General features: G+C 62.3%; 21 protein-coding genes. 18 read left to right on the forward strand and 3 right to left on the reverse strand.

What is annotated here, in order from left to right:
• The first annotated feature begins 9 nt into the window (after positions 1–9).
• From AC1DD7_RS17410 to AC1DD7_RS17470, 13 genes are all read left to right on the forward strand, one after another.
• On the forward strand, positions 10–864 hold the full coding sequence (locus tag AC1DD7_RS17410; protein WP_477515970.1) for an inositol monophosphatase family protein: 855 nt from the start codon (positions 10–12) through the stop codon (positions 862–864).
• A 76-nt stretch (positions 865–940) separates the two neighbouring features.
• Positions 941–3,493 carry a DNA helicase PcrA gene (gene pcrA / locus AC1DD7_RS17415; RefSeq protein WP_477515971.1) on the forward strand — a complete coding sequence of 851 codons (2,553 nt, stop codon included), beginning with the start codon at positions 941–943 and terminating at the stop codon, positions 3,491–3,493.
• 23 nt (positions 3,494–3,516) lie between these two features.
• Positions 3,517–4,206 carry a hypothetical protein gene (locus AC1DD7_RS17420; RefSeq protein WP_477515972.1) on the forward strand — a complete coding sequence of 230 codons (690 nt, stop codon included), beginning with the start codon at positions 3,517–3,519 and terminating at the stop codon, positions 4,204–4,206.
• A 264-nt stretch (positions 4,207–4,470) separates the two neighbouring features.
• Positions 4,471–5,640, forward strand: a complete 1,170-nt coding sequence (gene sucC, locus AC1DD7_RS17425) for an ADP-forming succinate--CoA ligase subunit beta (protein ID WP_224093741.1) — start codon at positions 4,471–4,473, stop codon at positions 5,638–5,640.
• 12 nt (positions 5,641–5,652) lie between these two features.
• Positions 5,653–6,555 (forward strand): succinate--CoA ligase subunit alpha, encoded by a 903-nt coding sequence (gene sucD, locus AC1DD7_RS17430; RefSeq protein WP_442018485.1) that lies wholly within the window; start codon positions 5,653–5,655, stop codon positions 6,553–6,555.
• A gap of 216 nt (positions 6,556–6,771) precedes the next feature.
• Positions 6,772–7,176, forward strand: a complete 405-nt coding sequence (locus AC1DD7_RS17435; RefSeq protein WP_477515973.1) for a tautomerase family protein — start codon at positions 6,772–6,774, stop codon at positions 7,174–7,176.
• Positions 7,177–7,339: 163 nt separating this feature from the next.
• On the forward strand, positions 7,340–8,374 hold the full coding sequence (iolC, locus tag AC1DD7_RS17440) for a 5-dehydro-2-deoxygluconokinase (RefSeq protein WP_477515974.1): 1,035 nt from the start codon (positions 7,340–7,342) through the stop codon (positions 8,372–8,374).
• On the forward strand, positions 8,371–9,336 hold the full coding sequence (locus tag AC1DD7_RS17445; protein ID WP_477515975.1) for a Cgl0159 family (beta/alpha)8-fold protein: 966 nt from the start codon (positions 8,371–8,373) through the stop codon (positions 9,334–9,336). Before iolC ends, AC1DD7_RS17445 begins: the two co-directional genes overlap by 4 nt.
• Before the next feature lie 40 nt (positions 9,337–9,376).
• A complete protein-coding gene (gene iolD, locus AC1DD7_RS17450; RefSeq protein ID WP_477516028.1) occupies positions 9,377–11,302 on the forward strand; it encodes a 3D-(3,5/4)-trihydroxycyclohexane-1,2-dione acylhydrolase (decyclizing) in 1,926 nt (641 codons plus the stop codon).
• 52 nt (positions 11,303–11,354) lie between these two features.
• The gene (locus AC1DD7_RS17455; protein ID WP_477515976.1) at positions 11,355–12,866 is read left to right on the forward strand and encodes a CoA-acylating methylmalonate-semialdehyde dehydrogenase; all 1,512 of its coding nucleotides are present in this window, start codon (positions 11,355–11,357) and stop codon (positions 12,864–12,866) included.
• A 39-nt stretch (positions 12,867–12,905) separates the two neighbouring features.
• Positions 12,906–13,823 carry a sugar phosphate isomerase/epimerase family protein gene (locus tag AC1DD7_RS17460; RefSeq protein ID WP_477515977.1) on the forward strand — a complete coding sequence of 306 codons (918 nt, stop codon included), beginning with the start codon at positions 12,906–12,908 and terminating at the stop codon, positions 13,821–13,823.
• A gap of 29 nt (positions 13,824–13,852) precedes the next feature.
• Positions 13,853–14,866: a Gfo/Idh/MocA family protein gene (locus AC1DD7_RS17465; protein ID WP_477515978.1), complete on the forward strand. Its 1,014-nt coding sequence runs from the start codon at positions 13,853–13,855 to the stop codon at positions 14,864–14,866.
• A gap of 10 nt (positions 14,867–14,876) precedes the next feature.
• Complete coding sequence (locus tag AC1DD7_RS17470; protein ID WP_477515979.1) at positions 14,877–15,749, forward strand: sugar phosphate isomerase/epimerase family protein; 873 nt, start codon at positions 14,877–14,879, stop codon at positions 15,747–15,749.
• 66 nt (positions 15,750–15,815) lie between these two features.
• Here the strand turns inward: AC1DD7_RS17470 and iolB are convergent, their stop codons facing one another.
• Both iolB and AC1DD7_RS17480 read right to left on the reverse strand, forming a co-directional pair.
• Positions 15,816–16,709: a 5-deoxy-glucuronate isomerase gene (gene iolB / locus AC1DD7_RS17475; RefSeq protein ID WP_477515980.1), complete on the reverse strand. Its 894-nt coding sequence runs from the start codon at positions 16,707–16,709 to the stop codon at positions 15,816–15,818.
• A 17-nt stretch (positions 16,710–16,726) separates the two neighbouring features.
• Complete coding sequence (locus tag AC1DD7_RS17480) at positions 16,727–17,467, reverse strand: GntR family transcriptional regulator (protein WP_477515981.1); 741 nt, start codon at positions 17,465–17,467, stop codon at positions 16,727–16,729.
• 307 nt (positions 17,468–17,774) lie between these two features.
• On the opposite strand from AC1DD7_RS17480, the gene AC1DD7_RS17485 reads away from it, so the two are divergent.
• The 3 genes from AC1DD7_RS17485 to AC1DD7_RS17495 all read left to right on the forward strand — a co-directional run bounded on the left by AC1DD7_RS17485 (position 17,775) and on the right by AC1DD7_RS17495 (position 20,826).
• Positions 17,775–18,770: a substrate-binding domain-containing protein gene (locus AC1DD7_RS17485; protein WP_477515982.1), complete on the forward strand. Its 996-nt coding sequence runs from the start codon at positions 17,775–17,777 to the stop codon at positions 18,768–18,770.
• Positions 18,771–18,834: 64 nt separating this feature from the next.
• Positions 18,835–19,887 (forward strand): ABC transporter permease, encoded by a 1,053-nt coding sequence (locus tag AC1DD7_RS17490; protein WP_442018312.1) that lies wholly within the window; start codon positions 18,835–18,837, stop codon positions 19,885–19,887.
• 12 nt (positions 19,888–19,899) lie between these two features.
• Positions 19,900–20,826 carry an ATP-binding cassette domain-containing protein gene (locus AC1DD7_RS17495; protein ID WP_431118631.1) on the forward strand — a complete coding sequence of 309 codons (927 nt, stop codon included), beginning with the start codon at positions 19,900–19,902 and terminating at the stop codon, positions 20,824–20,826.
• 78 nt (positions 20,827–20,904) lie between these two features.
• Here AC1DD7_RS17495 and AC1DD7_RS17500 read toward each other — a convergent pair whose 3' ends face one another.
• The gene (locus tag AC1DD7_RS17500) at positions 20,905–21,906 is read right to left on the reverse strand and encodes a LacI family DNA-binding transcriptional regulator (RefSeq protein ID WP_477515983.1); all 1,002 of its coding nucleotides are present in this window, start codon (positions 21,904–21,906) and stop codon (positions 20,905–20,907) included.
• A 158-nt stretch (positions 21,907–22,064) separates the two neighbouring features.
• On the opposite strand from AC1DD7_RS17500, the gene AC1DD7_RS17505 reads away from it, so the two are divergent.
• Together AC1DD7_RS17505 and AC1DD7_RS17510 are read left to right on the forward strand one after the other, a co-directional pair.
• On the forward strand, positions 22,065–23,252 hold the full coding sequence (locus tag AC1DD7_RS17505; protein ID WP_477515984.1) for a Gfo/Idh/MocA family protein: 1,188 nt from the start codon (positions 22,065–22,067) through the stop codon (positions 23,250–23,252).
• Positions 23,249–24,268 (forward strand): sugar phosphate isomerase/epimerase family protein, encoded by a 1,020-nt coding sequence (locus AC1DD7_RS17510; RefSeq protein WP_477515985.1) that lies wholly within the window; start codon positions 23,249–23,251, stop codon positions 24,266–24,268. Before AC1DD7_RS17505 ends, AC1DD7_RS17510 begins: the two co-directional genes overlap by 4 nt.
• The last annotated feature ends 51 nt before the right edge of the window (positions 24,269–24,319 follow it).

A 24,319-nucleotide genomic window follows, 5' to 3' on the forward strand; every position in this document is an offset into this window, starting at 1 on the left:
GCTGGGATCATGACCACCGGCAGGCACACCGCAACTGAACTTGATCCATCACTTGATGACTACCAATTGGCCAGCGCACTGGTCCGCGAGGCAGGCCAACTGGCGCTGCTCATGCGGATGGGCGGACTGCAGGGCACACGCAAGACGTCAGTGTCCGACGTCGTCACGGCAGCCGATCATGCGGCCGAGGCTTATGTCCTGGAACAGTTGCAACGCTGCCGCCCGGAGGATGGCATCCTTGGCGAAGAGGGTACCTCTGTTGCCGGTACCAGTGGCCGGACCTGGGTGATCGATCCTGTGGATGGAACATACAACTTCCTTCACGGATCCACGTACTGGTGCTCTGCCATTGCCCTCAAAAGCGACGATTCAGATCCCTCAGATGATCGAGTCGATCCGGTTGCGGATCCGGACGTGTTGCTTGGGGCCATCTACCAGCCCGAACTGGACAAGCTATGGCTAGGCGGCGACGAGCACCCCGCCAGCCTGAACGGCGAACGTATTTCAGGTTCCGGAGACCTCTCTGTTGGCCAAATCTGCGCAGCAACCTACATCCACCCCACCTGGTTGGCGGACCCCCGCACGGCAATGCCCTGGCATGCCGCAGCTGTCTCCGCCGCATCGCTGCGCATGTTCGGTTCAGGCTCGTGCGACCTCGGCCGCGTGGCTGATGGCGAGCTCGGCTGCTGGTTCCAGCACAGCTGCCCTGAGTGGGACTGGCTCCCTGGCAAGGCGATCGTCCGCGCTGCAGGCGGGGACACCGCCGTCGTGCAGGTCAACGGCCTTAACTGGTTCATTGCAGGAGGCCCGACGGCGGTCCGCGAGCTGAGCGGGGCCCTCACCTCTGTTCCCCAGTTTGCGTAGTTTTTGATCGCCTGGGCGGTGCTCTCTTTGGGGTGGCCCTTGAGTGTCAGAGGCACCGCCTAGACTGGTAGTCACCATGGATATGTTGTTCGACCCCTACGCAGACGGCCCCTTCAACGCAGGCTCCAAAGCCGCAACCAAGGCTGCCCCGGAGCTTTCGCACGCGGGCGGCGGCGCTTCCCGCGCCCGGTTCGGTGAGGGCAGTGGTGGGCCCAGCAGCGGAACAAACGACACCCCTGCTTCCGGTGGTTGGGGCAACCAAGAGGCCGGAAGGCTTCCATCCGCCGACGCCCTCCTCCAGGGCTTGAATCCGCAGCAGGAAGAAGCCGTGAAGCACGTCGGCAGCCCGTTGCTGATCGTTGCGGGTGCAGGCTCAGGCAAGACCCGTGTGCTGAGTAACCGGATTGCCTACCTCATTGCCACCAAGCGTGCACACCACGGCGAAATCCTGGCAATCACCTTTACCAACAAGGCCGCCGCGGAGATGCGCGAACGTATCGAGGCCCTGGTAGGTGGCCGGGCCAAGAGCATGTGGATCTCTACGTTCCACTCCTCCTGTGTGCGCATCCTTCGCCGCGAGGCCGCCAACGTGGGTCTGAACTCGAACTTCTCCATCTACGACTCCGCGGATTCCCTGCGCCTGATCACCCTTGTGTCCAAGAACCTGGATCTGGATCCCAAGAAGTTCCCGCCCAAGGCGATCCAGCACAAGATTTCCGCACTCAAGAACGAGCTAATCGACGCCGACTCCTACGTCTCCTCGGCAAACCACAACGACCCCTTCGAGCAAGCCGTGGCAGAGGTCTTCAAGGGCTACACCCAGCGCCTTCGCCAAGCGAATGCCATGGACTTCGATGACCTCATCGCGGAGACCGTCTACATGTTCCGCGCGTTCCCCGCGCTCGCGGAGTCCTATCGCCGTCGTTTCCGGCACGTGCTGGTGGACGAGTACCAGGACACCAACCACGCCCAGTACGCGCTGGTCAGGGAAATCGTTGGCGTGGGCACTGATACTGACGTCGAGCCCAGCGAACTCACGGTGGTTGGAGACTCCGATCAGTCCATCTACGCTTTCCGTGGTGCGGACATCCGCAACATCGTGGAGTTCGAAGCCGATTACCCCAACGCGCGCACCATCAAGCTTGAGCAAAACTACCGCTCCACGCAGAACATCCTCACCGCCGCCAACTCCGTGATTTCACGGAATCCGAACCGCCAGGAAAAGCGGCTGTGGACGGCAGAGGGAGACGGCGAGAAGATCGTCGGCTACGTCGGGGAGAACGAGCACGACGAAGCCCAGTTCATCGCCAAGGAAATCGACCGGCTTCAGGACGAGGAAGGGCTGCGTCCTGGGGATGTCGCCATTTTCTACCGCACCAACGCCCAGTCGCGGTCCATTGAAGACGTGCTGGTCCGGGTGGGCCTGCCGTACAAAGTTGTGGGCGGCACGCGGTTCTACGAACGCAAGGAAATCAAAGACGCCCTGGCGTACTTGCGCGTTCTGGTAAACCCTGACGACGACGTCAACCTCCGCCGTGTCCTGAACGAACCCAAACGGGGGATCGGCGACCGCGCCGAAGGTGCCGTCGCTGCGTTGGCTGAACGTGAACGGACGTCCTTTATGGCCGCCGCCCGCCGTGCTGACCAAGCGCCCGGCATGGCAACGCGTTCTGTGAACGCAGTCCTGGGCTTTGTGAAGCTACTGGATGACCTTGCTGAGGTGGCTTCCGGATCCGGTGCTGCCGCTGCCCTGGAGGCCGTCCTAGAGCAGACCGGATATCTTGCCGGTCTGCGCGCCAGCAACGATCCGCAGGACGAGTCCCGCGTGGAGAACCTTGCTGAATTGGTCGCTGTCGTCCGCGAGTACGAACGCGACAACCCGGACGGTTCGCTGGGCGAGTTCCTGGAGCAGGTTTCCCTGGTGGCTGACGCCGATCAAATTCCTGATGCTCCCGGCGGGGACATTGACGCCGCGGTGGCCGAAGCCAAGCGCATGGGCGTTGTCACGCTCATGACGTTGCACACTGCCAAGGGCCTGGAATTCCCGGTGGTCTTCCTGACCGGCATGGAACACGGTATCTTCCCCCATCAGCGCTCGGCCACGGACCCCAAGGAACTGGCCGAAGAACGCCGCCTCGCCTACGTGGGCCTTACCCGTGCACGCAAACGGCTCTACGTCACGCGCTCCGAGGTCCGCAGCATGTGGGGCCAAAGCCAGTACAACCCCGCCAGCCAGTTCCTGGAGGAGATTCCCTCCGAACTGGTGGACTGGAAACGTGAAGGAATGAGCCGGCAAGCGGCCGGCGGCGGTTGGGGAAGCGCTCCCATCGGCTCCAACCGCTATGGCGGCTCTTTCTGGGGCGCAGGCACGTCACGCGGCGTTGCCGCCAGCCCAACCGCAGGTTTCAACGCCGACGTCCCGGCCGCCGTCGCACGCAACAGGGTGCAGCCGCAAAAGGAGGTCATTTCCGTGGTGGTGGGGGACAAGGTCAACCACACAAGCTTCGGGAACGGCGTTGTGCTCGGAGTCGAAGGCTCGGGTGACAAGACCGTCGCCAAGGTGAAGTTCGACGTCGGCGAGAAGCGCCTGCTGTTGCGGTACGCGCCCCTGACCAAACTGGATGCCTGACGCCTCACGGCATAATTGGTGGCATGCGACGGACTGTTTTGGGGATTCTTGCTGCCTTGCTCATGGTGTTGGCCACGGGCTGCTCCTTCGCCACCAAGGACCCCGACTACGTTCCGCCCGCGCCCTTGCCTCCGCTGGAACAGCTCAAGCAGGTCCCGGTTACCGAGCAGACCACCCTGGCTGCCGGCGAGGCCGTCACCGCGTTTGTGACGCCGGACCGCAACATCGTCTGCGCCATGACCTCCTCCAAGGGCGGGCACCTCAACCTGCCGTATGAGGCGAACTCGTATTCTGATGCGGCCAACAACAAATTTGCCGTGGTGCCTGTGGTGCACTGCGAATTGGCGAAGTATGCCAAACCGGAGATCGATGACATCGCCGATGACTGCGCCGGCACAGGCCTGGGTTATCTCGGCGGGACAGTGCTTCTCTCTCCCGATAAGGCGGTCTATGGCTCGTGTCGTTCCGGCGTAACACAAATGGAGTCAGAGTTCGGGCCCAAAGGTAGCCGGAGCGGCCCCATTTCCAAGCTGCGCGAGTTGGCTGACGGACAGAACATCGAGCGCAACGGCCTTCGCTGCTCGGCCTATAACGGCGGCGTTGCCTGCGGGAATGTCTCCGGTGGCGTGGCGTTCTTTGTCAGCAGGGAGGGCTACCAGCTGATTTCCGACGGCGGCAAAACGGTCACGGGGAACCTGAAACCGGCGTCGTGATCGCCTTTGGACAGACGATGAACGGCCAAAAAACCGCGTCATTCTGCGGGTTTTCTACAGCCGATAGAAGTGTAAGGTTACTCACTTAACAGGTAGTGTGTAGCTGGCGGGACTCCTCAAAGGGCTAAAGTTCCGAGAGGACCTTACGCAATGTGACCGGCTTCAATCCTGGTTGTTACCGCGTACTTTCCGCAGCTGGCTATCGCGGTCATCGCGGTTCCCGGCTGAACAGAAAACTACTTCGACGTAGAAGGACACTAAACCGTGGACCTGTTTGAATATCAGGCGCGCGATATGTTCGAAGCGCACGGTGTACCCGTGCTCGCCGGCATCGTGGCGCACACTCCTGAAGAAGCAAAGGCAGCTGCCGAGAAGATCGGCGGCGTTACTGTCGTAAAGGCACAGGTTAAGGTTGGTGGCCGCGGCAAGGCTGGCGGCGTCAAGGTTGCCAAGACTGCCGAAGAGGCGCTTGAGCACTCCACCAACATCCTGGGCATGGACATCAAGGGCCACACCGTTAACAAGGTGATGATCGCCCAGGGTGCGGACATCGCCGAGGAATTCTACTTCTCGGTCCTCCTGGACCGCGCCAACCGCAACTACCTGGCCATGTGCTCGGTTGAAGGCGGCATGGAAATTGAGCAGCTGGCTGTTGAGCGTCCCGAGGCCCTGGCCAAGATCGCCATCGACCCCGCTGTGGGCATCGACCAGGCCAAGGCTGACGAGATCGTGGCAGCCGCAGGCTTCGCTGAAGAACTGCGCGGCAAAGTGGCCGACGTCATTCTGAAGCTCTGGGACGTTTTCAAGAAGGAAGACGCAACCCTGGTTGAGGTCAACCCTCTGGTCCGCACCGGCGCAGGCGACATCATTGCCCTCGACGGCAAGGTCACCCTCGACGAAAACGCCGACTTCCGCCACGTGCACCACGCACTGCTCGAGGACAAGGAGTCAGCTGACCCGCTCGAGGCCAAGGCAAAGGCGCAGGACCTCAACTACGTCAAGCTGGACGGCGAAGTAGGCATCATCGGCAACGGCGCCGGTCTTGTGATGTCCACCCTGGACGTCGTTGCCTACGCTGGTGAAAACCACGGCAACGTCAAGCCCGCCAACTTCCTGGACATCGGTGGTGGAGCTTCCGCCGAGGTTATGGCCAACGGCTTGGACGTCATCCTGGGCGACTCCCAGGTCAAGAGCGTTTTCGTCAACGTCTTTGGTGGCATCACCGCTTGTGACGCTGTGGCAAAGGGCATCGTGGGTGCACTTGCTGAGCTTGGATCCGCTGCGAACAAGCCGCTGGTCGTTCGCCTCGATGGCAACAACGTCGAGGAAGGCCGCCGCATCCTGACCGAGGCCAACCACCCGCTGGTTACCCTGGCCGCCACCATGGACGAGGGCGCCGACAAGGCCGCCGAGCTCGCCAACGCAGCTAAGTAAAGGGACGCGACAATGTCTATCTACCTCAACAAAGACTCCAAGGTCATCGTTCAGGGCATCACCGGCGGCGAAGGCACAAAGCACACCGCACTGATGCTCAAGGCTGGCACCAACATTGTTGGTGGCGTCAATGCCCGCAAGGCCGGCACCACGGTCCTGCACGGCGACAAGGAAATCACCGTCTTCGGCACCGTCAAGGAAGCCATCGCTGAAACCGGCGCAGACGTCTCCATCGTCTTCGTTCCGCCGGCATTCACCAAGGACGCCGTTGTTGAAGCCATCGAAGCCGGCATTGGCCTCGTTGTAGTCATCACTGAAGGCGTTCCGGTTCAGGACTCTGCCGAATTCTGGGCACTCGCCCAGTCCAAGGTCGACGCCGACGGCAACCAGATCACCCGCATCATCGGACCGAACTGCCCCGGCATCATCACCCCGGGCGAAGCCCTGGTTGGCATCACCCCGGCAAACATCACGGGCAAGGGCCCCATCGGCCTCGTGTCCAAGTCCGGTACCTTGACCTACCAGATGATGTACGAGCTCCGCGACCTCGGCTTCTCCACCGCCATCGGAATTGGTGGCGACCCCATCATCGGCACCACGCACATCGACGCCCTGGCTGCGTTCGAAGCTGACCCGGAGACCAAGGCAATCGTCATGATCGGCGAAATCGGTGGCGATGCTGAAGAGCGCGCCGCTGACTTCATCAAGGCCAACGTCACCAAGCCGGTCGTCGGTTATGTTGCAGGCTTCACGGCTCCTGAGGGCAAGACCATGGGCCACGCCGGCGCCATCGTCTCCGGCTCCGCAGGTACCGCACAGGCCAAGAAGGAAGCTCTCGAAGCCGCAGGCGTGAAGGTCGGCAAGACGCCGTCCGAAACCGCTAAGCTGCTGCGCGAGGTTTTCGCAACGCTCTAGTACCCAAAGCAACGCGGGGTCACTTGTGGCCCATTCCTGAACGTGGAATGGGCTCAAAGTGACCCCGCGTTGCTCTATAAAGCACGACGGCGGCCCCGCACCTTTCACCACGGAAGGCGCGGGGTCGCCGTCGTGCTTTAACGCAAAGCCCCTGTACCTTCATGCCCTTCGTTTGTTAGTATGTCAGGACAAACTACTTTCGAAGGAGCACACAAGATGCCACTGGTAAGAATCGACGTCAATCAGGGCCGGTCGGCGGAGGAATTGGCCGCTATCAGCCGGGCCATCCACGATGCAATCGTCTCTGAGTATGAAATCCCTGAGCGTGACTACTTCCATATCCTCACCGAACATCCGGAGGCGCAGATAGTGGCCCAGGATGCCGGGTTGGGCTTTGAGCGGAGCCTTGACGTGATCATGATCCAGATCTTCACGCAGGCCGGACGAACCCAGATGGCCAAGAGTTCGCTCTTCGAGGCCATTGCCGGAGGGCTTAGCGAGCTTGGCGTCAAGGGCGAGGATGTCTTCATTGGCTACATGGAGAACTCCGCCGGCGACTGGTCGTTCGGCTTCGGTCGGAGCCAGTATGTCACCGGAGAATTGGCCGTTCCGCGCAAGTAGATTCCAGTCCGTGTCATGTTGTAAATATGTCAGTACAAACCTTTGACAGGACATGAAATCTGGGGCAAAGTAGTCATGTGGCCCCGCTCACTGAGGGGTGGCAAGGCATTGGGGCCCAGCGCTCAAAGGTTCAGAGTTCACAAGAGAAAGGTCAACGATCATCGTGACCCACGAACTGCTTACGATCGGGCGCATCAGCGTTGATATCTACCCGAACGATATTGGGGTGGACCTGGAGGATGTGACGTCCTTCGGCAAATATTTGGGAGGCTCGCCCTCCAACGTGGCCGTCGCTGCTGCGCGCCACGGCCGCCGGACCGGTGTGATTACCCGCACAGGCGATGACGCGTTCGGAAATTACCTGCACCGGGAACTGCGCAAGTTCAAGGTTGATGATTCGTTCGTCTCCCCGGTGAAGGAATACCCGACGGCGGTGACTTTCTGTGCGATCAAGCCGCCGGAGGATTTTCCGCTGTACTTTTACGGGCGGTTCCCCACGGCGCCAGACCTGCAGATCGAGGCCGAAGAGTTGGATCTGGACGCTATCAGGGATGCTGGCATTTTCTGGTCCACGGTGACGGGCCTTTGCCAGGAACCGAGCCGCAGCGCGCATCTCGCCGCCCACGAAGCACGGCCCCGGACTGGTTTGAAAGACGGCCAGTTCACCATCCTGGACCTGGATTACCGGCCGATGTTCTGGGATTCGGAAGAGGAAGCCCGCGCGGAGGTTGCCAAGATCCTCCCGCACGTTACGGTCGCGATCGGCAACGATAAGGAATGCGCCGTTGCGGTTGGGGAGGGGACGCCGGACGAGCAGGCGGACCGCCTGCTGGCCGCCGGCGTCGAGATCGCCGTGGTGAAGCTCGGCCCGGAAGGCGTCATGGCCAAGACCCGTACCGAGCGTGTTGTCTCGGCCCCTGTGCCGGTGGAAACCGTCAACGGCCTGGGCGCGGGTGATTCTTTCGGCGGGGCTTTCTGCCATGGGCTGTTGTCCGGTTGGCCGTTGTCCGAGGTCCTGGATTACGCCAACGCTTCCGGCGCGATTGTCGCCTCGCGGCTTTCCTGCGCGGATGCGATGCCGACGCCGGATGAGGTCACCTCGCTGCTCGAGGAACGCGGCCGGCGGATCCCGGGAGCTTCCCCTGTTGCGGCCCCTGCGCCGGCAGCACCCACGTTCGCAGAAGGAGCAGTCCGTTGAGCTTGAACGATGACCCCCGCCGGTATGAGCACTTGAGCCGTATCCGGCTGGAGGACCCGGAAGCCGTCGCGCGCGCGGCTGACACCCGGCGTCGCCATCCGGGGTTGAAGCACGGTGTCCAGAATTTCATTGTTGCGGCGGATCATCCGGCCCGTGGCGCACTGTCGGTCGGTCCGGAGCCGATGGCGATGGCCGATCGCCGGGACCTGCTGGACCGGTTGCAGATCGCCCTCGCGAACCCGGCCGTGGATGGCATCCTCGCCTCACCGGACATCATGGATGACCTGCTGCTGCTGGGTGCTTTGGACGGCAAACTGATCTTCGGCTCGATGAACCGTGGTGGCCTGGCTGGTCTGGTCAACGAGTTCGATGACCGGTTCACCGGCCACACAGCTGCCGCGTTGCAGGCACTGGGCGCAGACGGCGGGAAGATGCTTACGCGGATCTGCCTGGGCGATCCGGACACCGTCGCCACGCTTGAAGCGACCGCCAAAGCCATCGATTCGTTGGCCGAACGCAAGCTCATCGCCATGGTGGAGCCGTTCCTGTCGGTGCGTGACGCACATGGCAAGGTCCGCAACGATCTTCGCGCGGACGCCGTGATCAAGTCCGTCGGGATCGCCGAGGGCCTGGGTTCCACCAGCGCGTACACGTGGATGAAACTGCCGGTGGTGGCCGACATGGAGCGCGTCATGGCCTCCACCACGCTTCCCACGGTGCTGTTGGGCGGTGACCCTGACGGCTCCCAGGACGAGGTCTTCGCCAGTTGGCAGGCCGCCCTCGCGCTGCCGGGCGTCCGCGGCCTCACGGTGGGCCGGACGCTTTTGTACCCGCACGACGGCGATGTGGCAGGTGCCGTAGCGACCGCCGCCTCGCTGCTGAACAGCAGTGAGTCCGTGGCGGCGCCTGCTGCGGGGGAGCCCACCTCGTCTGACCGTATTCCAGTGAAAGTATCGGAGTAGCCCCGCCATGCGGACCTCAACAGGAACAGCAACCCGTCGGATGACCGTGGCCCAGGCCGTGGTCGAGTTCCTTTCCAAGCAGTACACGGTGGATTCCATCGGTGGCCAGGAGTACCGTGAGCGCCTGATCCCGGGCATGTTCGGCATCTTCGGGCACGGCAATGTTGCCGGTGTTGGTCAGGCTTTGAAGCAGTACCAGGCAGCGGATCCGTCCATCATGCCGTACTACCAGGGCCGCAATGAGCAGGCCCAGGCGCACCAGGCCGTGGGGTACGCCCGGCACACGCGCCGGCGCCAGACGTTCGCGATCAGCACCTCGATTGGTCCGGGTTCCTCGAACCTGCTGACCGGTGCCGCCCTGGCCACGACGAACCGGTTGCCGGTGCTGCTGCTTCCGAGTGACACGTTCGCCACCCGTGCAGCTGACCCTGTGCTGCAGCAGTTGGAGCTGCCGTATGCGTACGACATCACGGTCAATGATGCGTTCCGTCCGTTGTCGAAGTTCTTTGACCGGGTGTCCCGCCCGGAGCAGTTGTTCTCGGCCTTCCACCACGGCCTGCGTGTCCTGACGGACCCGGCCGAGACCGGCGCAGTGACCATTTCCTTGCCGCAGGACGTCCAGGCCGAGGCCCTGGACGTCCCGGAAGAATTCCTGGCGGAGCGTGATTGGCGGATCCGCCGTCCCGAGGCCGAGGACGAGGACATCCGCCGCGCCGTGGAAGCCATCCGGGCCGCGAAGCGCCCCCTGATCATCGCCGGCGGCGGCGTGCTCTACGCCTACGCCAACGAGGAACTCGCCACGTTCGCTGAACTCACCGGGATTCCGGTGGGCAACACGCAAGCTGGTGTAGGGGTCCTGTCGTGGGACCACAAGCATTCCCTGGGGGCCATCGGGTCCACGGGCACGACGGCGGCCAACGCCATCGCAGCCGACGCGGACCTGGTCATCGGGATCGGCACGCGCTACGAAGACTTCACCACCGCCTCCCGCACCGCGTTCCAGAACCCGGACGTGAAGTTCGTGAACATCAACGTCGCCCCAATCGATGCCTACAAGCACGGCACCACCCTCCCGATCGTCGCTGACGCCCGCAAGGCCCTGGTGAAACTGAACCAGGCACTGGGCGGCTACCGTGTGGGTGCTGACCTTGAAGAGAAGGTCGCGGCGGAGAAGAAGCGCTGGAACGCGATCGTGGACGAAGCGTTCGAGACCCGGTTCACGCCGTTGCCGGCCCAGAACGAGATCATCGGTGCCACGAACAAGGCCATGGATGACCAGGACGTTGTCATCTGCGCCGCGGGTTCCCTGCCCGGGGACCTGCACAAAATGTGGCGGGTCCGGGACCCGTTCGGCTACCACGTGGAATACGCGTACTCCTGCATGGGCTACGAAATCCCCGGCGGGTTGGGCGTGAAGCGCGCAGCATTGGCCGAAGCCGCTGCCGGCGGTCCCAACCGGGATGTCGTGGTGATGGTGGGGGACGGTTCCTACCTGATGATGCACACCGAACTGGTCACCGCCGTCGCCGAACGCATCAAACTGATCGTGGTCCTGATCCAGAACCACGGCTACGCTTCCATCGGGTCCCTGTCCGAGTCGCTCGGTTCCCAGCGTTTCGGGACGCAATACCGGGTCCTGGACAAGGAACAACACAGTTTCGACGCCGGTGAGCACCTGCCGATCGATCTGGCCACCAACGCCGAGTCCCTGGGCGCGAAGGTCATCCGGATCGAACCGGGCGAGAACGTCATCGAATCCCTCGGCGCTGCCATCAAGGAAGCCAAGGCAGCCCCCGAAACCGGCCCGATCGTCATCCACGTCGAGTCCGATCCTCTGCTGGACGCCCCCAGCTCCGAGTCCTGGTGGGACGTTCCCGTCTCCCAGGTCTCGGACCTCGAATCCACCCAGCAGGCCTACACGAGCTACACGCAGCAGAAGAACCGCCAGCGCAAGCTGCTCGGCTAACTCCCAACACAGACCCCACAGCTTTTGAAGCCACAGACTAAAGGAAGTCCGCATGTCGACGACGACCACACTGACCACCATTAACCACTTCATCAACGGCGCCGAGTCCGCAGGCGTTGGCGACCGCACCCAGCCCGTCTACAACCCCGCGACCGGGCAGGTGACCGCCGAGTTGCGCCTGGCGAACGAAGCTGACTTGAACACTGCGGTGGCTGCTGCGAAGAAAGCCTCGGAGTCCTGGGGTGATATTTCCCTGGCCAAGCGCACGGGCGTGTTGTTCAAGTTCCGTGAGCTGGTCGCCGCGCACGTGGATGAGCTCGCCGAGTTGATCACGGCCGAGCACGGCAAGGTCCTTTCCGACGCGAAGGGCGAGATCGGCCGTGGCCTGGAAGTCATCGAGTTCGCCTGCGGTATCCCGTCCCTGCTCAAGGGTGACTACTCGGACCAGGTCTCCACCGGCATCGACGTCTTCTCCTTCCGCGAACCCCTCGGCGTGGTCGCAGGGATCACCCCGTTCAACTTCCCCGTCATGGTGCCGCTGTGGATGGCCCCGATGGCGATCGCCACCGGCAACGCGTTCATCCTCAAACCCTCCGAACGTGACCCGTCCGCCCCGATGCTGCTGGCGAAGTTGTGGAAGCAGGCCGGGTTGCCGGATGGGGTGTTCCAGGTCCTGCACGGCGGGAAGGAAACCGTCGACGGGCTCCTGACCCACCCGGACGTGGACGGCATCAGCTTTGTTGGGTCCACCCCGATCGCCCAGTACGTGCACGAGACCGCCACGAAGCACGGCAAACGCGTCCAGGCCCTGGGCGGGGCGAAGAACCACGCCATCGTGATGCCCGACGCTGACCTGGACAACGCCGCGGACCACCTCGCCGCCGCTGCCTTTGGCTCCGCGGGGGAGCGCTGCATGGCGATCTCCGTTGCCGTCGCCGTCGGGGACGCCGCTGATCTGATCGTGAAGAAAGTCCAAGAACGCGCCCTGGCCATCAAAGTCAGCAACGGCACCGAACCCGGGGCGGACATGGGCCCGGTCATCACCCCGGCCTCCAAGGAACGCATCCTGAAGATCGTCACCGAAGCCGAAACCGCCGGTGCTGCCATGGTCGTGGACGGCCGGGATCTCGTGGTCCCCGGCCACGAAGAAGGCTTCTGGGTCGGCCCGACCGTGATCGATCACGTCAGCACCGAAATGACCGCCTACACGGAGGAGATCTTCGGACCCGTCCTGGTGGTGGTCCGCGTCGCCGACCTCGCCGAAGGCATCGCGCTGATCAACGCCAACCCCTACGGCAACGGCACCGCGATCTTCACCTCATCCGGCGCCGCGGCCCGGACCTTCCAACGCTCCGTGACAGTGGGCATGGTCGGCATCAACGTGCCCCTGCCCGTCCCCGTGGCCTACCACTCCTTCGGCGGATGGAAGAACTCCCTCTTCGGCGACAAACACATCTACGGCCCCGAAGGCGTCTCCTTCTACACCCGCGGCAAAGTCATCACCTCCCGCTGGCCAGAACCCACCCACGCCTCCGGCGCCTCCTACAACTTCCCCTCCAACTAACGGCAATCCCAATCAGCCCTAAAGAAAGACACTGCTGTCATGACTGACGTTGAGAACAAGCTCATCATCGGCACCGCCCCGGACTCCTGGGGCGTGTGGTTTGCCGATGACCCCCAGCAGACTCCGTGGGAACGGTTCCTGGATGAGGTTGCTGAATCCGGCTACAAATGGATTGAGCTGGGTCCCTATGGCTACCTGCCGAACGACCCCACCCGTCTGGCAGAAGAGCTCAAGCAGCGCGACCTCAAGGTCACTGCCGGAACGGTGTTCACCGCCTTCCACCGTGGTGCCAAGCAGTACGACGAAGCCTGGGAGCCGGCACGCAAGGTGGCCGAACTGACTGCGGCCATGGGTGGTGAACACATTGTGGTTATCCCCGCTATGTGGCGCGACGACGTCACGGGCGAGGCCGTAGAGAACGGCGAACTGACCGACGAGCAGTGGGCTGATCTCTTCGCAGGCCACAACCGGATGGGCAAGGTCCTGTTGGAGGACTTTGGCCTGCACCAGCAGTTCCACTCCCACGCCGACTCGCACGTTGGCGCTCAGCAGGACATTGAAACCCTCTTGGCGGCAACGGATCCGCGGTACCTGAACCTTTGCCTGGACACGGGCCACGCGGAATACTGTGGCGCTTCCAGCCTGGAGCTCATCAAGAATTACCCGGACCGGATCGGTTACCTGCACCTCAAGCAGATCAACCCGGAGGTCCTGGCGGAGGTCAACGAGAAGAACATGACCTGGGCTGCTGCCAACCTGGCCGGCGTCATGACCGAGCCGCCGAACGGCCTGCCGGACCTGCGCGCCGTCATTGAAGCCGTGGAAGGCCTCAACCGGCCGATCTTCGGCATCGTGGAACAGGACATGTACCCGGTAGCGTTCGATGTGCCGATGCCGATCGCCAAGCGAACCCGCAACTATCTGCTCTCCTGCGGCTCCCGCACGCGGGTCCAGTAACAAGAACGAACCTCACGAAGGATAGAAAAGTGACAAAGATTCTCCGCGTTGCCGTCATCGGCGCAGGCCGCATGGGTGCGGACCACATCAAGCGCCTCAGCACCCGCATCCACGGCGCTGAAGTGGCCGCCGTCGTCGATGTTGACCTTGCCCGCGCGCAGGCTGCCGTTGAAGGAATCGACGGCGCCGTGGCGCTGTCCAGTGCCGATGAGGCGCTCAACAATGGTGACGTCAACGCCGTCCTGATCGCTACGCCGGGCTTCCTGCACGAGGAAATCCTGTACAAGGCGTTGGAGAAGGACTTCCCGATTCTCTGCGAGAAGCCGCTGACACCGGATGCAGAAAGCGCGTGGAAGGTTGTCCAGGCTGAACTGGCATTGGGCCACAAGCGCATCCAGGTGGGTTTCATGCGCCGCTTTGATGCCGAGTACTCGGCGCTGGGTTCGATCATCCGCAACAGTGAATTGGGGGAGCTGTTGATGTTGCACCACCAGCACCGCAACCCAAGCACGCCTGAAGGCTTCACCAACGAGATGCTGATCAACGACTCCGTGGTTCACGAGTTCGACGCCATCCGTTACTTCACCGGCGAGGAAATCACGTCCGTGCAAGTCCGTCTGGGGAAGCCTACGCGCAACGCCCCGAATGGCCAGCACGACCCCCAGCATGTGCTTCTTGAAACTGAATCCGGGGTGTTGGCCGACGTCGAGATTTACGTCAACGCCAAGTTCGGCTACCAGGTTGCCACTCAGGCGTCCTTCGAGGATGGCATCGTGAGCATCGGCGGGGACAGTGGCCCTTACATCCAGTCCGCTGGCAAGTGGGGCGGCAGCGTCACTCCGGGCTTCGAGGAGCGCTTCGGAGCAGCGTACGACGTCGAGGTCCAGGCTTGGGTTGATGCCGCCCTTCGCGGCGAAATTGGCGGTCCCACCGCCTGGGACGGTTATGCCACCGCTGCCTGTTGCGAGGCCGGCGTCGAGACACAGAAGTCGGGCGAAAAGGTCAAGGTCCAGTTGAACACCAAGCCGGATCTCTACAAGTAGGGACACTGATATGAAGATTGCCCTTGACCCCACTCCGTTCCACCACAGCCATACGCTGCTCGAGTTCCCGCGTGTGGCAGCAGATCTCGGCTATAAGTACTTGCAGATGACCCCTCATGCGGACCTCATCCCGTTCTTCAACCACCCCAAGGCTGATGACGAGCTTGTGGGCAAGCTGAAGGCAGCGTGCAAGGATGCCGGCGTCGAAATCGCCTCCGTCCTGCCCGTCCTGCGGTGGTCCGGACCCGATGAGGACGCCCGGGAAGCTGCGGTCCGCTACTGGAAGCGGGCCATCCAGATCGCCGTCGATCTCGGGGTCCAGACCATGAACACGGAGTTCAGCGGCCGCCCGGAGAAGGCCGAGGAGTCCGAACGCGCGTTCTACCGCTCCATGGAGGAACTCCTGCCGATCATTGAGCGCGAAGACATGGATGTGCTCATTGATCCCCACCCGGACGACTTCGTGGAAGACGGACTGGCTGCGCTGCGCGTGATCCGGGGCGTGAACTCCCCGAACATCGGCATGGTCTACGTTGCCTCCCACACTTTCCATATGGGCAACAAGCCGTTGGAGATCATGCGTGCAGCCGGCGACAAGCTCCGCCTGGTGCACGTCTCTGACACGATGAATCACCACGCCTCGCACGGCCTTAGGTACATCACCAACCCGCCGGGCAACGCTGTCCGCGTCCACCAGCACCTCAAGATCGGTGACGGGGATGTGAACTGGGACGAGTTCTTCGGTGGCTTGAAGGAGATCGGATTCCTGGATAAGGAGAACACCGTCATGGTTTCTTCGGTGTTCGCAGAGGACGAGAATGCCGAGGACGTTTCCAGGTACCAGCTCAAGACGATGAACGACTACATCGCCGGGACAAAATAGGTAGTTTGTGTACAGCTAAGGCCCCCTGGACGTCATCCAGGGGGCCTTAGCTATGCACAAGCTCGGTTAGGCGCCGAACGGGAGCCGGGCGTCGACGTCCTGGCCGTCCCAGGTCTGGCGGATCCAGCCGTGGTGGGGGTCATCGCTGATGAGCCAGTCGCGCACGCGTCCGGGGCCTGCCATAACGTTCAGGTAGTAGAGGTCATAGCCGGGAGCCGCCATGGCCGGCCCGTGCCAGCCGTAGGGGACCAGTACCACGTCACCGGTGCGGACCTCCGCGGAGACATCGATGGGCCGGTCATCGGAGGCGTAGACGCGGGCGTAGCCGATTGCGTCTGAGTCCGCCGGGGCAGGAGAGTCCGGGGCGATGCGCGTTTCGAAGTAGTAGATCTCCTCCAGGCTGGTCTCGCCTTCCTTCTCCTCATCGTGCTTGTGGGGAGGGTAGGAGGACCAATTGCCGGCAGGGGTGATGACCTCGCAAACAATGAAGCGATCAGCTTCAAGCGCGGCCGGAGTGCCGAAGTTGTGGACCTGCCGGGAGCAGTTGCCCGCGCCGCGGAGCTCTACGGGGGTCTCGGCTGCCGTAATCAGGCGGGTCGGGTACCCAGCCTTGGCCGGTGCGGTGGCAACCGCCACCCTGCCGCCGTCGTGCGAGCTGATGGTGACGGCCTTATTGATACCTGTGTACAGGACGTCACTTGGCCCGTGGAAAACCGAATGCCGGCCCGCGAGGCTGTACGCGTCGTCGTCGACCGTGACGGTAAAGGAACCGCTCAACGGAACCACAATGCGCTCTTCCGCAGCGGCAGGAAGCTCGACGGCGGCACCAGCCTCAAGCGTCGCAACCTTCAGTCCCGTATGAGCCCAGCCGTCGATCGCGAGAGTGGAATCGGAAGTGCCGAGCGAGATGTCCCATTTGCCGTCGGTGGCTGTTCCCAGCGGGTAGACCCAGTTGGCCATAAGTATGTGTCCTTGCGTTAGCGCTGTACGAGTGTCATTTCAAAGCTGTAGGAATCGGCGCGGTAGACGTGGTGTCCCGTTTCAACCATGCGTCCCGTGTCATCCACCGCGGTGCGCTCCATGGTCACAAGCGCCGAACCCACTTCGGCTTCGAGGAGGGGAGCCTGGTAGTCATTGGCGATCATGGCGCCGATGCGCTGGGATGCCAATCGGAAATTCACGCCGCCGCGGCGAAGGATAGCGTAGAGTCCTTCGCTGCCGAGTTGGGCTTCGTCCATGCTGGTGATGTCGTCACGGACCCAGTTCTCCATGAGCGCCAGGGGCTTGCCGCCGACTTTGCGGAGGCGGGTGAAGTGGTAGACCTTTGACCCGGGCGGCAGCTGAAGCGCGGTGAGTGTGGCGGCGTCGGCCTCCACATGGGAGAAGCTGAGCACATCTGTTGTGGGCTTCTTGCCGTTATTGCTGAGGTCATCGAAAAGGCTGGAGAGTTCCAAGGGACGCCGGACCTGGCTTGAAACAACCTGCGTGCCGACGCCGCGTTTACGGACCAGAAGGCCCGAGCGGACCAGTTCGTCCATGGCCTTCCGCATGGTGGGGCGTGACAGATTGAGCTGTGCAGCAAGGTCGATTTCGTTGTCCAACCTGCTGCCCGGTTCCAGGACGCCGCTGTGAATGGCGGCTTCGATTCCCTGGACCACTTGGTGATAGAGCGGCACCGGGGACGAACGGTCGATGCTGAGGCTGAGTTGGTTCGCCACTGGTTTCTCCTACCTGCGGAAGCCCGGCCGGGGAAGCAGTATCCCGGCCGGATGGATGAGTATGTCCGCTCATGTTCTCTTGATAGGACATACTGCCTTTTTCTGATAATAGCAGCCGGGCTGTGCTGGTCAAGGAAGTGACTCCCGGCCCTGTCGTGGCGTCATCTACTCGAGGAACTTACGTAAAAACATCCTAATGTCAGGACAAACTATTGACAAAGTGTGAGACGAGTCACCATGATCGAGGTAGCAGGCGATCCGGGCACGAGTCCCCGGACGCCCGAAGCTGACATCAAAGGAGATAACGGTGGCAAAATTCTCGTGGCGCAAAGCGGCGCTCGTCGCAGCAGTGGTTCCATTGGTGGCCCTGAGCGCCTGTTCGAGCCAGGGTGGTAAGCCGGCAGATTCCGGGGGAGGTGCAGCGGCCGGACAAGCAGCAGGCACGGCACGCATTAAGGTGGCCCTCATTACGCACGCAGCGGCTGGTGACACCTTCTGGGACATCGTCCGCAAGGGCGCAGAGGAAGCATCAAGCAAGGACAACGTGGAACTCCTGTACACCAGCGATCCCGAAGCCGGGCGCCAGGCGCAGCTTGTTCAGCAGGCCATCGACCAGAAGGTGGATGGCATTGCTGTCACACTGGCAACTCCGGACGCCTTGAAGGATGTGCTGAAAAAGGCCACCGATGCTGGTATTCCCGTGGTGAGCCTCAATGCGGGTGAATCGGTTTCCAGCAAGCTGGGCGCTTTCACGCACTTCGGATCCAACGAACAGCTCGCAGGCGAGGCAGTTGGCACGCGGCTCGCTTCAGAAGGCTACAAGCACCCTGTGTGCGTCATCCAGCAGCAAGGCCACGTGGGCCTGGAAGCTCGCTGCGCCGGCGTGAAGGCCAAGGTCCCGGCAACGGAAATCCTCTACGTTGATGGCAAGGACATGACCGCGGTCCAGTCAACGGCCACAGCAAAGCTCCAGGCGTCCAAAGATGCTGATGTGATCATCGGTCTCGGCGCCCCCATCACCCTCACCTTGCTCAAGTCGGTCACTGACGCCAGCAGTTCGGCCAAGGTGGCCAGCTTCGACCTCAACGCCGATCTCGCCCAGAAGATCGTAGACGGCCAAGTGATCTTCACTGTTGACCAGCAGCCGTGGCTTCAGGGCTACATGTCAGTTGATGCCCTGTGGCAGGCAAAGCGCGGCGGCTTCAAGATCGGCGGCGGGCAGCCGGTCCTGACCGGACCAACCATCGTAGACAAGACCAACGCCTCCGATGTCCTCAAGTTCGCCCAGCAGGGCGTCCGCTAGATCCAGGCATCAGGCTGCGCGGCGGGAGACCGCCGCGCAGCCTGACCAACAAGGAGTCATTCCCATGGCAAACACAGCAACCCTGCCGCCGGCGACATCGCCTGGCGACGAACGGGTCGGACGCCGTAGTCCGGTCCAAAAGTTCCTGGCAAGGCCCGAGGTCGGTGCACTGGTCGGAGCAGTTGTCCTTTTCATCTTCTTCGCGTCTGTTTCCCAGACGTTTACGCAGCCGAACGCGCTCGCCACCGTGCTGTACGGGTCCTCAACCATTGGCATCATGGCCGTAGGAGTTTCCCTGCTGATGATCGGCGGTGAGTTCGACCTTTCCACCGGTGTGGCTGTGATCTCTTCCGCCCTGACCGCCTCGCTCTTCAGCTGGAACTTCTCAACGAATGCATGGGTTGGTGTCACGTTGGCACTGGTTGTCTCGCTGGGCATTGGATTCATCAACGGCTGGATTCTCGTCAAGACCAAACTTCCGAGCTTCATCGTCACCCTGGCGACCTTCCTCATGCTGACGGGCCTCAATCTGGCACTGACCCGCCTTATCGGCGGCAGCGTCTCCTCGCCGTCGATCTCCAAGCTGGACGGGTTCGAATCGGCACGAGCGGTATTCGCGTCCTCCATCAGCATCGGCGGCGTGGAAGTCAAGATCACGGTGTTCTTCTGGATCATCCTTGTGGCAGTGGCATCGTGGATCCTGTTGCGCACCCGCGTTGGCAACTGGATCTTCGCAGTGGGCGGTGATGCCAATGCTGCCCGCGCAGTTGGCGTCCCGGTGACCAAGACCAAGATCGGCCTCTTTATGGCCGTTGGTTTCTGCGGCTGGATCCTGGGCATGCACAACCTCTTTGCCTTCGATGCCGTGCAGTCCGGTGAAGGTGTTGGCAACGAGTTCCTCTACATCATTGCTGCCGTCATCGGCGGTTGCCTCCTGACAGGCGGCTACGGCTCGGCCGTGGGCGGCGCCATCGGTGCCTTCATCTTTGGCATGGCCAACAAGGGCATCGTGTACGCACAATGGAATCCAGACTGGTTCAAGTTCTTCCTGGGCTTGATGCTCCTGCTGGCCACCATCGTGAATCTGATCGTCAAGCGCCGGGCAGAGCTCAAGTAAGGGGCCGGAACAATGAACGCACAACAGATCGACCAGCAGACACTGCTGAAAAACGAGAAGGACCCGTTGACGCACACACCCGTGCACCTGCTTTCGCTCGAGGGAGTAGGCAAGCACTACGGCAACATCATCGCCCTGCGCGATGTAACCATGGCGGTGGACAACGGCCGGGTCACCTGCGTCCTGGGCGACAACGGCGCCGGCAAGTCAACGCTGATCAAGATTATCGCGGGCCTGCACCAACACGACGAAGGCACCCTGCAGGTGATGGGCGATGCCCGGAAGTTCAATTCACCCAGGGACGCGCTCGACGCCGGTATCGCCACCGTGTATCAAGACCTGGCCGTGGTTCCACTGATGCCCATCTGGCGCAACTTCTTCCTTGGCTCGGAACTGATCAGCGGATTCGGTCCGTTCAAGAGCATGGATGTCCAGAAGATGAAGGACATCACGCTCAAGGAGCTGGCCGAGATGGGCATCGACCTCCGCGATGTTGACCAGCCCATCGGTCAGCTCTCGGGCGGCGAGCGCCAGTGTGTCGCCATCGCCCGGGCCGTGTACTTTGGCGCGAAGGTGCTGATCCTGGATGAGCCCACAGCCGCGCTTGGCGTGAAGCAGTCCGGCGTGGTGCTTCGGTACATCCTGCAGGCCCGCGACCGCGGCCTCGGCGTAATCTTCATTACCCACAACCCGCACCACGCATTCCCCGTGGGTGACCGCTTCCTGCTGCTCAAGCGCGGCAAGTCGATCGGTTATTACGACAAGAAGGACATCACCTTGGATGAGCTGACGGCCCAAATGGCCGGCGGTGCAGAACTCGCGGAGCTGGCGCATGAGCTGGAGCAGCTCGGCGGGCACTCCGATGCCCTTGAGGAGGTCAAGGCTGAGGTGGCGGGTGTGGCTGACGCTGCACCGGAGGGTGCCACGAAGCGGCACTAGGGTTGTTCGGCGGACTTCTGCCCGGAGCGCCTGATGGCTCCGGGCGGAGTCGTGTCCGGCCTCTCTAGTGAACGGCTCCTAGTGAACAGCCGACGTCGTGCCGCGGAGTACCAGCGTCGGCGCGATGAGCTTCCGCTCCGGCTCCAACGCCGGATCGTCGATCCGGTCCAGCAGCCTTCGCGCTGCGTCCACCCCCACAAGGTCGCTTCGGTTATCGATGGACGTGAGGTCCAGAAAGCGGGACTTGGCCAACGGGGAGTTGTCGTACCCGATCACCGAAATATCGTTGGGCACGGAAAGTCCGCGGGCTTTGATGGCGGCGAAAGCACCCAGAGCCATGGTGTCGTTGGCGGCGAAGATCGCTGTAGTGCCGGGGTGGTGGTCCAAGAGCCAGCAAGCGGCTCCGTACCCGTCTTCTTCAGACGTTCCTTCAGTCTCACCGATGACGACTTCGACTCCGGCAGCCTCCAGGGCGCTTTGGTAACCGGCGCGCCGGTGTGCTGACGCGCCGTCGGACCCGGAAAGGTGGCCGATCCGGCTGTGGCCCAACCCCAGCAGGTGGTCCGCTGCCATGCTGCCCCCGCGGTCGTCGTCGTTGGTTATCAGGTCCGCACCTGTCGGAACGCCCTTCCGCCATCCGGCAACTACAGTGGGGACCCACGTTCCAGCGAGCATCGGTTCGCTGGGCTCGGCGGCCAGGACCAAGGCGTCCACGTGCATGGCCAGCAGGCCGTCCGTGGCTTCCTTGATGCGGTTCGCGCCAGGCCTGGAGTCCGCGAGCATGACGTGGTAGCCGAGATCCGAAAGGACGGATTCCATACCGCGGAGGAGATCGACGAACCAGAGGTTGCGGTAGTCGTCGATGACCAGGCCGATGCTTTTGGTGCGGTTGCTGGCAAGAGTGGTGGCAGCCCGGCTGGGTCGGTAGCCAAGATCGTGGATGGCCTTTTGGACGGCCTCCCGACGCTTTTCACTGATCCTCCCCGGGTCCTTGAGGAACAACGAAACCAACGACGGCGAGACTCCGGCCTGGGTGGCGACGTCGTAGAGGGTGGGGCGTCGGGTCTGTGCGTTGTTCAACGGAATCGGTGTGCCTTTCGTGTCTGTCCTCGAGGATAGCCGGTTAAGGATTGACAGGACATATAGACATAGCTACGCTCAAACCCAGTGCAAAAATTGTAGCGCTACAAAATGCCGTTCATGCCTCATGGCACGGCGAAATTTCAAAGGAGAAATCAATGGCTGAAAGTCTCGGCGTCGCCGTCATCGGTGCAGGTATGGCCGGCAAAACCCACGCCGCCGCGTACCGCACGGCATCTGCCCTGTACAGCCCGGTACTGCCACAGCTCCGCCTCGTCTCGATTGGGGACGTGAATGCTGAATTTGGTTCCCTGGCTGCCCGGCGCTTTGGATACGAGCGCAACGATACGTCCTGGCAGGCAATCGCCGAGGCCGATGACATTGACGTGGTGAGCGTGGTCATCGCCAACTCCCTCCATCGCGAAGTCGTGGAAGGCCTGCTCGCCGCCGGCAAGCACGTGCTGTGCGAGAAGCCGCTCAGCGATACCCTGGCCGATGCCCGGGCCATGGCAGACGCCGCCCGGCAAGCAGAGGCGCGTGGAACCCTCGCCCGCATTGGCTTCACCTTCCGCCGGACTCCGGGCATCGCCTACATCCGTGACCTGATCCAGAACGGCGTTCTCGGGAACGTCCTGCACTTCAGTGGCCGGTACTGGACCGACTACGGCTTCAGCCCTTCGGCTCCCATGAGCTGGAGATACAAAGGCGGGCCCGGCTCCGGTGCGCTGGCCGACGTCGGAAGTCACCTGACGTATGTCTCCGAATTCCTGTGCGGCGATATCAAGTCCGTCAGCGGTGGCCGGCTCGCCACAGCGATTGCCAAGCGACCCCTTCCGCTGAGTGCCGTGATGGGTCACGATCACGTGGCCGTCAGCGACACGTTCGAAGCGGTGGAGAATGACGACTACGCAGCCTTCAACGCAGAGTTCACCAACGGCGCCGGAAGCTTCGAGGTCTCCCGCGTTGCAGCCGGCCACGCCAACAGCCTCCAGTTCGAGGTCTTCTGCGAGAACGGCGCCGCCAAGTTCGATCAGCGCCGCCCGTCCGAAATCCAGCTTTTCCTCAATGACGGTTCGGGTAACGAGAACGGCTACCGCCAGGTCATCCTCGGCCCGGGACATCCGTACATCGCCGGAGGCCTCGCCATGGACGCCCCGGAAGTTGGCTTTGGCCAGAACGACGCGTTCGGCTATCAGGCCCGCGCGTTCCTCGAAGAAGTCGCCGGGCTCAGCGCAGAAGCATCCCTGCCCCGCTGCGCCACCTTCGATGAAGGCGTCCGCAACATGGAACTCCTCAACGCCGTCACTGAATCCAGCCTGAACAACGGAAAGAAGATCACGCTATGAAGCTCGGCGTCTACAACGCGATCCTGCACGACCGGACGCTTCCCGAAGCGCTGAAGGTCATTGCCGATCTTGGTCTCACTGGGATCGAGATCAACACTGGCGGATTCCTGCCCGCCGTGCACGTGCCCACCTTTGACCAGATTCTGGAAAGCGACGCCGCCCGCGACGACTACCTTGCGATCTTCGAGGGCACCGGCGTTTCCATCGCTGGCCTGAACTGCAACGGCAATCCGCTGCATCCGAAGCGGGAAATCGGTGAGAAGCATGCCGAAGACATCCGCCGTTCCATTCGCCTGGCCCATCGACTTGGACAGAACCGGGTTGTCACCATGTCCGGCCTGCCGGGTGGCGAGCCTGGAGCGTCCACCGTCAACTGGGTAGTCAACGCCTGGAACTCTGCGGCCCTGGACGTGTTGGATTACCAGTGGGATGTGGCCGCTGCGTTCTGGAAGGAAACGGACCGCCTTGCTGCTGATCACGGCGTCAAGGTGGCGCTGGAACTGCACCCGCAGAACGTCGTGTTCAACACCGCTGATGTTTACAAACTCATTGAGCTCACCGGTGCCACCCATGTTGGTGTCGAACTGGACGCCTCGCACCTGTTCTGGCAGCAGATGGACCCCGTAGCAGTGGTCCGGGAGCTCGGCCCTTTGGTGTTCCAGGCAGCTGCGAAGGACGTCCGCGTGAACAAGGACAACGCTGCGCTGTACGGCGTATTGGACAACAGCTTCCGACGGCTTTCAGCCCAGGAAAACCGCACCAACCTGGGCGGCGACGAGTGGGCCAACGAATGGCCCAAGAACTCGGCCTGGGACTTTGTGGCCTTGGGCCGTGGACACGATACGGCCTTTTGGACCGAGTTCCTCCGGGCCCTCCACGACGTCGATCCCAACATGCTGGTCAACATCGAACACGAGGACGTTTCCCTGGGCCGCATTGAGGGACTTGAAGTTGCGGCAAAGGTCCTTAAGGATGCTGACGCGGCCCTGAACGCTTCTGCCGTTAGCACTATTTGACAGGACAAACTGACAAGGTTTAGTGTCGCCTCAAGAATCCCCTTAGGAATC

This window comes from Paenarthrobacter sp. 10L412, assembly GCF_056395565.1.

Excerpts from the sequence above, each read along its gene's own strand:
- iolD (WP_477516028.1), top strand. The coding sequence starts at position 9,377 with ATGACCGTGGCCCAGGCCGTGGTCGAGTTCCTTTCCAAGCAGTACACG.
- AC1DD7_RS17510 (WP_477515985.1), top strand. The coding sequence starts at position 23,249 with ATGAAGCTCGGCGTCTACAACGCGATCCTGCACGACCGGACGCTTCCC.
- AC1DD7_RS17470 (WP_477515979.1), top strand. The coding sequence starts at position 14,877 with ATGAAGATTGCCCTTGACCCCACTCCGTTCCACCACAGCCATACGCTG.
- AC1DD7_RS17495 (WP_431118631.1), top strand. The coding sequence starts at position 19,900 with ATGAACGCACAACAGATCGACCAGCAGACACTGCTGAAAAACGAGAAG.
- sucD (WP_442018485.1), top strand. The coding sequence starts at position 5,653 with ATGTCTATCTACCTCAACAAAGACTCCAAGGTCATCGTTCAGGGCATC.
- AC1DD7_RS17420 (WP_477515972.1), top strand. The coding sequence starts at position 3,517 with ATGCGACGGACTGTTTTGGGGATTCTTGCTGCCTTGCTCATGGTGTTG.
- AC1DD7_RS17505 (WP_477515984.1), top strand. The coding sequence starts at position 22,065 with ATGGCTGAAAGTCTCGGCGTCGCCGTCATCGGTGCAGGTATGGCCGGC.
- AC1DD7_RS17410 (WP_477515970.1), top strand. The coding sequence starts at position 10 with ATGACCACCGGCAGGCACACCGCAACTGAACTTGATCCATCACTTGAT.
- AC1DD7_RS17455 (WP_477515976.1), top strand. The coding sequence starts at position 11,355 with ATGTCGACGACGACCACACTGACCACCATTAACCACTTCATCAACGGC.
- AC1DD7_RS17490 (WP_442018312.1), top strand. The coding sequence starts at position 18,835 with ATGGCAAACACAGCAACCCTGCCGCCGGCGACATCGCCTGGCGACGAA.
- AC1DD7_RS17460 (WP_477515977.1), top strand. The coding sequence starts at position 12,906 with ATGACTGACGTTGAGAACAAGCTCATCATCGGCACCGCCCCGGACTCC.
- pcrA (WP_477515971.1), top strand. The coding sequence starts at position 941 with ATGGATATGTTGTTCGACCCCTACGCAGACGGCCCCTTCAACGCAGGC.
- iolB (WP_477515980.1), bottom strand. The coding sequence starts at position 16,709 with ATGGCCAACTGGGTCTACCCGCTGGGAACAGCCACCGACGGCAAATGG.
- AC1DD7_RS17435 (WP_477515973.1), top strand. The coding sequence starts at position 6,772 with ATGCCACTGGTAAGAATCGACGTCAATCAGGGCCGGTCGGCGGAGGAA.